This window comes from Thalassotalea litorea, from assembly GCF_043642205.1.
Classification (GTDB): Bacteria; Pseudomonadota; Gammaproteobacteria; order Enterobacterales; family Alteromonadaceae; genus Thalassotalea_A; species Thalassotalea_A litorea.
In genome coordinates this window covers 1-9,442 of record NZ_JBHZSG010000069.1, presented here as the reverse complement: position 1 = coordinate 9,442, position 9,442 = coordinate 1, and the positions used below count along the sequence as shown (strand labels likewise).

Sequence of the window (9,442 nt, the reverse complement as noted above, 5' to 3'; positions counted from 1 at the left end):
CTCTGCAATCAAAGCCTTGCCTAAAAGCCTTTAAATTCTCACTGAGTGAGCAATAATTTAATGTGATTGGTATTACCACAGTGAAGAGGCATTAACCCTCATCACTTAATCATTAAATTTCAGGCATAAAAAAACCGGCTATTAAGCCGGTTTTTCTAATCACGAAAACTTATAATGCTTTGATTGCAGCATTCAAGCGGCTCTTAGCACGAGCAGCTTTGTTTTTGTGAACCAAGCCTTTACCAGCTAAACGATCCAGAATTGGAGCGGTAGCGGCAAACTCTTGAGTTGCAACTTCTTTGTTACCCGCTTCGATAGCAGCGATAACTTTTTTCATGTAGGTGCGCATCATAGAGCGGCGACTTGCATTGTGTTGGCGACGCTTCTCAGCTTGGATAGCGCGCTTCTTAGCAGACTTAGAGTTAGCCAAGGTAAACTCCTAAATATTTAAATAAGATAGCCATAATTTAAGGCGGTGAAATATGCCTGTTTTTTCCGCGCATGTCAAATGTTTTATGGTAATCATGAAATAATCACAAACAATTATTTCGTATGAGACGTAAACAGGACATACCGATGATGACGGTTAATCAATATTCATCGTCACAATCACCTTATCATAAGGCTCAAACAGGGATGACAGCACCCAGGATGAAAGTGATTATACGGCAATCCTGCTCAGGGTTCGAGTAATTGTTACCATTCTCTAACGAAAAGGCATGAGAAAACCCTACCTGAAAATTCAAATACCAAAACAAAGATAAAAATAACACCTTCGCCGCACCATATTGAGAGCAGGTTCATGGTCGCATTCAAAAAACGGAAAACACAAAACCGAGAATAGAAAGCCGAGAACACAAAGTGACGTGAATATCATTGACCAAATATTACAGAGTCGATTATCTACCCCAATTGAGTCTGTGAGTTTAACCTCAGATATACTATTCAACTCTTGTGCGTGATAGCATATCTAAATAGACGGAGCTAGCAGCTTCATAGGTATAACAACAGGAGCTTAATCGTTTGAGTAAACGATTATTACAATCAGGCATTATTGTCAGTGCTATGACCCTGATATCTCGGATCCTGGGACTTGTCAGGGATGTGGTGATCGCCCGTTTTATGGGGACCGATGCTGGCGCCGACGTGTTTTTCTTTGCCAATAAAATTCCCAATTTTTTACGTCGGCTTTTCGCCGAGGGTGCTTTCGCTCAGGCCTTTGTTCCGGTATTAAGTGAATATCAGGAGCAAGCGGATTCGCAACAGCAAACTCGTGAACTTATCGCCAAAGTTAGCGGTACTTTGGGGGTGTTGCTGACGATCGTGACCTTAGTCGGTGTGATCGCCTCTCCCGTTCTGGTGGCCTTATTTGGTTTTGGCTGGTTTCTTGATTGGATCCAGGGGGGGCCAGGTGCTGAAAAATTTGAACTCGCCTCGTTGTTGTTAAAAATAACCTTTCCCTATCTTTGGTTTATCAGCCTGACAGCACTGGCTGGGGCAATACTCAATACCATAGGGAAATTTGCTGCAGCGGCGTTTACCCCAGTGCTGTTGAACGTGAGCATCATCATAGCCGCGATGATTGGAGCCGATTATTTTGCTGAACCCGCATTTGCCCTTGCCTGGGGGGTATTTTTTGGCGGTCTTATTCAGTTTTTATTTCAAATTCCTTTTCTGTTAAAAGCCAATGCGTTGGTTAAACCGAGTTGGGGTTGGCGTCATCCCGGTGTACAGAAAATTCGAAAATTGATCATTCCCGCTCTTTTTGGAGTGTCGGTAACACAAATTAACCTATTGCTTGATACACTCATTGCCAGTTTCCTGGTAACCGGGTCTATCAGTTGGCTGTATTACGCAGACCGCTTACTGGAATTTCCATTGGGGTTATTCGGTATTGGCATTGCAACGGTGATCCTGCCAAGCCTGTCTAGGCTTCACTCAAAGCAAAACCCTCAGGAGTTTTCATCAACCTTGTCCTGGGCGCTGCGTGTCGTCAGTTTATTGGGCTGGCCGGCATTGGCGGGGCTGATGATTCTGGCTCAACCGATTATCATGGTGTTGTTTATGCGCGGCGAGTTTAGCCAGCATGACGTTTCCCAGGTTTCCATGGCACTTTACGCCTACTTGTGTGGCTTGCTCAGCTTTATGTTTATTAAAGTGCTGGCGCCCGGCTATTACGCCCGTCAGGATACCAAAACACCGGTTAAAATTGGCATTAAGGCGATGGTTGCCAACATGGCGTTTAACCTGGCGTTGGCACCGGTATTTGGATATGTGGGACTGGCTTTGGCAACCGCAATGTCGGCAACATTAAATGCGTTCCTACTGTACCGGGGGTTGAAGGCTCTTGGGATATATCAGATGTCCAAGGATACCATAGTGATTATTGCCAAAATGATTTTTGCGACCCTGGTGATGAGTGCGGTTTTATGGCAGGTCACACCGTCATTTAATGATTGGCTAAGTGCAGGGCTATTGACACAGGTAGTTTGGCTTAGCGGGCTAATTTTCCTCAGCGCATTCGTTTATCTGCTGTGTCTTGTTGTTATCGGCATACGTGTTCGTCATTTTCTGGTTAAAAGCGCGTAATTTAGTAAGAATTAGTTTGTTCAATGTGCTGATTATTAATGCACACTGATATATAATTCGGCGGTTTTTAACGATAAAAGGCACAGAGTCGGCTAAAATTCCGGCGATGTAGGGTAAACAGTTTACATGCAGTTGCTTCGAGGCATTCACAATATTCGTAAATACCACCATGGGTGCGTACTCACGATTGGAAATTTTGACGGTGTCCATTTAGGGCACCAGCGCGTGATCTCGGCGCTTGTAGACAAAGCCAAACAACTCAATGCGATCCCTGCGGTCATGGTGTTCGAGCCACAACCTCAGGAGCTGTTTAATCCCCAACACGCGCCAGCCAGGCTCTCACGGTTACGTGATAAATATCATCTGCTTAGTCAATTGGGCGTGAAACGATTGATATGCGTCAATTTCAATCGCGAATTTGCCAGTCAAAGCGCAGAAGATTTTATCGAAAACCTGTTAGTCGATAAACTTGGTATAAAGCACCTGATCATCGGCGATGATTTTCGTTTTGGCAAAAATCGTCAAGGTGATTTTTCGATGTTACAGAATGCTAGCAAACGATTCGGTTTCTCGGTAACGGATACGGCGAGTTATAAGCTGTTAGACTGTCGTATATCCAGTACGGCGATACGAGAAGCATTATATCGAGATGACTTAACAGAAGCACAACGCATGTTAGGTCGCCCTTATTCGATTATGGGACGTGTTGTCCATGGCGATAAACGGGGACGTCGGTTGGGGTTTCCAACCGCGAATGTGTTACTAAAACGCTGTGTCTCACCCGTTAATGGTGTGTATGCGGTAAAAATCTTTGTCGCCGGTGAAACCCATTATGGGGTTGCCAATATTGGTTCAAGACCGACCATTAATGGTGAGCGCCAGCAGCTCGAAGTCCATATTTTTGATTTCAAGCGCGATCTATACGGTCAACAAATAGAAATAGCACTGTTGCAAAAATTGCGACAGGAAGTGCGATTTAATTCCGTCGATGAATTAAGTCAGCAAATACAGAAAGATAGTGAGCAGGCCCGCACCGTTGTGCGGATTCTTGTTAATGCCGAACGAAACGGATAATGAAGTCAATGAGTGATTATAAACATACGTTAAACTTACCTGAAACTGGATTCCCTATGCGTGGTAATTTGCCGCAGCGGGAACCAAAAGTACTAAAAGAGTGGGCTGAAAAAGATCTGTATGGTCAGATTCGCCAGGCCAAAAAAGGTAAAAAATCATTCATTTTGCATGATGGACCTCCTTATGCAAATGGTAATATCCACCTTGGCCATGCGGTAAATAAAATCCTGAAGGATATTATCGTTAAAGCCAAAACCTTGTCGGATTTCAACTCCCCTTATGTTCCGGGGTGGGATTGTCACGGCTTACCGATTGAATTGGTGGTTGAGAAAAAGTTTGGCAAACCTGGCAAGAAATTAAATGCGGCAGAGTTTCGTCAAAAATGTCGTGATTATGCGTTAAAGCAGGTTGATGGTCAGCGTGAAGACTTTAAACGTCTCGGTGTGTTTGCCGATTGGGACAAACCGTATCTGACCATGGATTTTGATACCGAAGCTAATATCATCCGCGCGTTAGCAAAAATTACCGATAATGGTCACCTGCATCAGGGCTTTAAACCTGTGCATTGGTGTACCGATTGTGGTTCTGCGTTAGCGGAAGCGGAAGTGGAATATAAAGACAAAGTTTCTCCCGCCATCGATGTGAAATTTACCGCTAGCGACGATATCGCCAATAAATTCTCGCACCCACAAGGGCACAGCGGTGAAGGGGCTATCGGTATCGTTATCTGGACCACAACGCCTTGGACGTTACCTGCAAACCGCGCAGTGTCTGTACACCCTGAGTTGCAATACTCGTTAGTACAGATAGAAACAGAGCAAGGAATGCAACGTTTGATTTTAGCCACAGATCTGGTTAAAGACTGTATGGATCGTTTTGGCATTGCTAAATATCATGCGCTTGGGTTCTGCTCCGGTAGCGAACTGGAAAATATCCACGTTCAACACCCATTCTACGACATTACGGTACCTATTATTTTAGGTGAACACGTAACGACCGATTCCGGTACCGGTTGTGTTCACACAGCCCCTGGTCATGGTGTTGACGATTTTAATGTCGGTAAACAGTATGATCTGGAAGTTGCCAACCCAGTTGGTGCTAATGGTGTTTATCTTCCGGATACGGAATTATTTGCCAATCAGCACGTCTTTAAAGCCAATGACAATGTCATTGAGGTGCTTAAAGAAAAAGGCGCATTGATGCATCATCATGCCTATGAGCATTCTTATCCACATTGCTGGCGTCATAAGACTCCTATTATCTTCCGTGCAACCCCACAATGGTTTATCAGCATGGATCAGAATGGTTTGCGCCAACAATCTCTGGCAGAGATCGAAAAAACACAATGGATCCCTGACTGGGGTCAAAGTCGAATTGAAAGCATGGTAGAAGGACGTCCGGACTGGTGTATTTCGCGTCAACGTACCTGGGGCGTACCCATTGCCTTATTTGTGCATAAAGATACCAATGCCTTACACCCGGATTCGGTGGCGTTGATGGAACAGGTTGCCCAACGCGTTGAAAAAGCAGGGATCCAGGCCTGGTTTGATATGGAAACCGAAGAATTGCTTGGTAGCGAAGCTCAGGATTATATCAAAATCACGGATACGCTTGATGTCTGGTTTGATTCTGGTGTCTCTCACTATTCGGTGATTGATGCCCGCGAAGAATTTGATAAGAAAGCCGATTTATATCTGGAAGGTAGTGATCAACATCGTGGTTGGTTTATGTCGTCAATGATGTCTTCAGTAGCCATGAATGGCAGTGCCCCATATTCGCAGGTTCTGACTCACGGTTTTACCGTAGATGTTAAGGGGCACAAGATGTCCAAATCTTTAGGCAATGTGATCACCCCGGCTGAAATTACCAATAAATTAGGGGCGGATATCCTGCGCCTGTGGGTTGCATCCGTCAACTATACCCAGGAAATTACCGTTTCCGATGAAATTTTCAAACGTCAGGCTGATGCCTATCGCCGAATTCGTAATACTTCGCGATTCCTATTGGCCAACATGAGTGGTTTTGAACCGGCACAGCATACCGTCGCGTTTGATGACATGGTTGCACTGGATCGTTGGGTTGTGGGTAAAGCTGCACAATTGCAGGGTGAAATCATCGAAGCTTACGAAAACTATGAGTTTCATGCGGTGGTTCAAAAAATCATGAACTTCTGTACCACCGAGTTAGGTGGCTTCTATCTGGATATCATCAAAGATCGTCAATACACGGCCAAAGAAGACAGTAATGCTCGCCGTTCTTGTCAAACCGCATTGTATTTGATTGCGGAAGCTATGGTTCGCTGGATGGCACCGGTGTTATCGTTTACGGCTCAGGAAATCTGGCAAGCCTTGCCTGGCAAGCGTGACGAATTCGTATTCACCGGTGAATGGTTTACCGGTCTACAGGCGTTGTCTGAAGATACTGAATTGAATAACGATTACTGGCAGTCATTGTTAGCGGTTCGTACCGAAGTCAACAAAGCGCTTGAACAAGCACGTCGTGACGAAGTCGTCGGGGCAACCTTGCAGGCGGATGTCACCTTGTATGCGGACGCGAAACTGGCGCAACAATTAAACGCCATGGGGGATGAATTACGCTTTGTATTGATTACCTCTAAAGCGACCGTTAAGGAAGTTGTTGGCGCACCACAAGACGCACAAGCGACTGAGCTTGACGGCTTATGGCTTAACATCAAAGCCTCTGAAGGTAAAAAGTGTGAGCGTTGTTGGCACTATACCGACGATGTTGGCACCCACGAATCGCATAGTGATTTATGTGGCCGTTGTATTACCAATGTCGATGGCGAAGGCGAAACCCGCGAGTTTGCCTAAACGTTTAGCTAAATAGCAGAGAATAATAATGAATATTAAAGGTTCTGGCCTGAAGTGGTTGTGGCTTACGCTAATCATGTTAGTGGTTGATCAGGTAACCAAACAACTGGTTGTCGCATCAATGGCATTATATCAATCCATTGAGATATTACCCTTTTTTAATTTTACTTACGTCCATAATACGGGTGCGGCGTTCAGTTTTCTGGCTGATGCCGGTGGTTGGCAGCGCTGGTTTTTTAGTGCCATCGCCATTGGCGTGAGTAGTTTGCTGGTTTTCTGGATGGCAAAAGCTAAGCCGGAAGAGCGATTGATCAGTATTAGCTATGCGTTGATCATCTCGGGCGCGCTGGGCAATTTAATCGATCGAATGGCATTTGGTTATGTGATCGATTTTCTGGATTTTTACGTCGGTAACAAACACTGGCCGGCGTTTAATATTGCCGATTCAGCCATCTTCGTGGGTGCAGCTTTGATGATTTTTGAAGCCTTTACCAGCGATGATGACAGTGATAATAAGCGTGAAAAGAAAAACGCTTAACCCAGATTTTTTGTGATTTGCCGATGCAATCGGTGAGATTGCGAGCAAATTTAAAAACGTTGTAAACACAACGAAAGATTGAGTGGAGATAGGTATGTCGAGCAGTGTTATTGCCAATGATTCTACCGTATTAATGCATATTACAATGAAGTTGGCAGATGGTTCTGCTGCGGATAGCACCAAGGTAAATAATAAACCGGCGAAGGTGATTATGGGCGACAACAGCCTGTCTCCGGCGTTTGAAGCGCAATTGCTTGGTTTGAGTGCTGGGGATAACAAGGAGTTTACACTCGAAGCGAAAGACGCGTTTGGTGAAGTGAACCCGGATAATATCCATTATTTGGATCGCAGTAAATTTAATAGCGAGACACCTGCCGAGGTTGGTAGCATCATAACCTTCAGTCAACCGGGCGGAGACCTACCTGGCATTATCCGGGAAGTGAATGATTTATCCGTCACTGTGGACTTTAACCATCCACTTGCAGGACAAGCGATAACATTCGTTGTAGATGTAGTAGATATCCTCTGATCTTGATATAACAGAGATAAGGATTGGTAACGAGACCATTATGGAAATTATTCTAGCGAACCCCAGAGGTTTTTGTGCAGGCGTTGATCGGGCAATCAGTATTGTTGATCGCGCATTAGATTTATTTGATGCGCCAATCTATGTGCGCCATGAAGTCGTTCATAACAAGTTTGTGGTCAACGGCTTAAAACAGCGTGGTGCGATTTTTGTCGACGAATTGAATGAAGTTCCTGATGACAATACCGTCATTTTTTCCGCTCACGGTGTATCCAAGGCGGTGCGCCAGGAAGCGAAAAATCGCGGCCTGAAAGTCTTTGATGCTACCTGTCCTTTGGTAACCAAAGTCCATATGGAAGTTACCCGCGCGTCCCGTAAAAATCACGAATGCGTTCTCATCGGCCATGCCGGTCACCCGGAAGTTGAAGGAACTATGGGGCAGTATGAGAGCGACGTTGGTGGTATTTATCTGGTGGAATCAGTGGATGATGTGGCAACCCTGGAAGTGAAAAATCCCGATGTGCTGTTTTTCTGTAGCCAGACGACGTTATCGGTTGATGATACCTCGGAAGTGGTTGACGCCTTGAAAGCCAAATTTCCAAATATTGAAGGTCCTCGTAAAGATGATATTTGCTATGCCACGCAAAATCGTCAGGATGCGGTGCGCTCCATTGCCAGTAAAACCGATCTGCTATTGGTGGTTGGTGCAAAAAATAGCTCGAACTCAAACCGGTTACGAGAGTTGGCGGAAAAAATGGGGACGACCTCTTACCTGATTGATGGCGCTGACGATATTGAGCTTTCCTGGTTGCAGGGTATCGAAAAGGTTGGAGTAACCGCTGGCGCGTCGGCCCCAGAAGTTTTGGTGTCTAACGTGGTCAATAAATTGAAAGAATTCGGTGGTACCGTGGTTGTAGAAAACCCGGGTCGTGCGGAAACAACGGTGTTTGCCGTGCCGGCCGAACTGCGTTGATCTGCAAGGTGTTTAACCTTACGTAATCAATATCCGGGCTCCGGAGTCCATTCTAAAACCACGCTATGATGCGTGGTTTTGTATTTTTAGGGCGAAACAAAGTAATTTCACTAACCTTCAAAGAGCACCATACGGAACATGGAACTCAACATTGAATATGCCCCGACACAAAACACCAAAACCTCAACAAACCCAAAAGCGAAATCGTCCGCAAATTATCCACCATGCCAAACAGGATAGTTATGACCAAAATTACAGGAATCCCACGGGAACCGGTGATAAACAGCATGGGGGAATTAGTCTGGTTGAGCTTATGGTGGTGATAGCCTTGATTATGATCTTATCGCTTATTGCTGTCCCTGGGGTCCAGGGCATATATCAAAACCAGCTTTCCCGAACCGAGATGGAACGATGGCGTGGTATTTTGCAGCTGGCCAGGCAAAGTGCGATTTCCTACCAGCAACGGGTAACGGTATGTCCTAGTACCGATAAAGCTGTTTGTGGTGGCCTATGGCATCAGGGAGGCCTGGTATTTGTGGATAAAGATCTTAACCATGACTTTTCTCACGGCGATATTCTGATACGTACCATCCACGATTCAACAAAAAGCTTTGTGCTCGACTGGCGATCTTTTCAAGGGACCAACTACCTGCAATTTGAACCCAGTGGTTTTACCAACGCTCACAATGGCACCTTAACCATTTGCTCTGAGCAATCATCACGATATCACCGGGCGATTATTATTAGCCGTTCGGGACGAGTACGAATAGCCAGAGACTATGACGCTGATGGGGTGTATGAAACCAGTCCAGGTTCTTTAATCGACTGTAACTAATACCAATCCCATTAAGTTTGTGCACAACTCAGAGTTAGGGCAGAGGTTCAGTTACAATATAGATTTCGTTGATATA

General features: G+C 45.2%; 8 protein-coding genes. 7 read left to right on the top strand and 1 reads right to left on the bottom strand.

Annotated elements, in window-relative coordinates; translation table 11 throughout:
* Positions 1-169 precede the first annotated feature (169 nt).
* Positions 170-430, bottom strand: coding sequence for a 30S ribosomal protein S20 (rpsT, locus tag ACHUFQ_RS16625; protein WP_394176970.1), 261 nt, complete (start codon positions 428-430; stop codon positions 170-172).
* Positions 431-1,023: 593 nt separating this feature from the next.
* Between rpsT and murJ the strand changes: the two genes are divergently transcribed.
* From murJ to ACHUFQ_RS16590, 7 genes are all read left to right on the top strand, one after another.
* A complete protein-coding gene (gene murJ, locus ACHUFQ_RS16620) occupies positions 1,024-2,589 on the top strand; it encodes a murein biosynthesis integral membrane protein MurJ (protein WP_394176969.1) in 1,566 nt (521 codons plus the stop codon).
* A gap of 126 nt (positions 2,590-2,715) precedes the next feature.
* On the top strand, positions 2,716-3,663 hold the full coding sequence (gene ribF, locus ACHUFQ_RS16615; RefSeq protein ID WP_394176968.1) for a bifunctional riboflavin kinase/FAD synthetase: 948 nt from the start codon (positions 2,716-2,718) through the stop codon (positions 3,661-3,663).
* An 8-nt stretch (positions 3,664-3,671) separates the two neighbouring features.
* Positions 3,672-6,494 (top strand): isoleucine--tRNA ligase, encoded by a 2,823-nt coding sequence (gene ileS, locus ACHUFQ_RS16610; RefSeq protein ID WP_394176967.1) that lies wholly within the window; start codon positions 3,672-3,674, stop codon positions 6,492-6,494.
* A gap of 28 nt (positions 6,495-6,522) precedes the next feature.
* Positions 6,523-7,032, top strand: coding sequence for a signal peptidase II (lspA, locus tag ACHUFQ_RS16605; RefSeq protein ID WP_394176966.1), 510 nt, complete (start codon positions 6,523-6,525; stop codon positions 7,030-7,032).
* A 94-nt stretch (positions 7,033-7,126) separates the two neighbouring features.
* A complete protein-coding gene (gene fkpB / locus ACHUFQ_RS16600) occupies positions 7,127-7,561 on the top strand; it encodes an FKBP-type peptidyl-prolyl cis-trans isomerase (protein WP_394176965.1) in 435 nt (144 codons plus the stop codon).
* Positions 7,562-7,601: 40 nt separating this feature from the next.
* Complete coding sequence (gene ispH, locus ACHUFQ_RS16595) at positions 7,602-8,531, top strand: 4-hydroxy-3-methylbut-2-enyl diphosphate reductase (protein ID WP_394176964.1); 930 nt, start codon at positions 7,602-7,604, stop codon at positions 8,529-8,531.
* 157 nt (positions 8,532-8,688) lie between these two features.
* The gene (locus tag ACHUFQ_RS16590) at positions 8,689-9,366 is read left to right on the top strand and encodes a GspH/FimT family pseudopilin (protein ID WP_394176963.1); all 678 of its coding nucleotides are present in this window, start codon (positions 8,689-8,691) and stop codon (positions 9,364-9,366) included.
* The last annotated feature ends 76 nt before the right edge of the window (positions 9,367-9,442 follow it).

Excerpts from the sequence above, each read along its gene's own strand:
- fkpB (WP_394176965.1), top strand. The coding sequence starts at position 7,127 with ATGTCGAGCAGTGTTATTGCCAATGATTCTACCGTATTAATGCATATT.
- ispH (WP_394176964.1), top strand. The coding sequence starts at position 7,602 with ATGGAAATTATTCTAGCGAACCCCAGAGGTTTTTGTGCAGGCGTTGAT.
- ribF (WP_394176968.1), top strand. The coding sequence starts at position 2,716 with ATGCAGTTGCTTCGAGGCATTCACAATATTCGTAAATACCACCATGGG.
- lspA (WP_394176966.1), top strand. The coding sequence starts at position 6,523 with ATGAATATTAAAGGTTCTGGCCTGAAGTGGTTGTGGCTTACGCTAATC.
- ileS (WP_394176967.1), top strand. The coding sequence starts at position 3,672 with ATGAGTGATTATAAACATACGTTAAACTTACCTGAAACTGGATTCCCT.
- ACHUFQ_RS16590 (WP_394176963.1), top strand. The coding sequence starts at position 8,689 with ATGCCCCGACACAAAACACCAAAACCTCAACAAACCCAAAAGCGAAAT.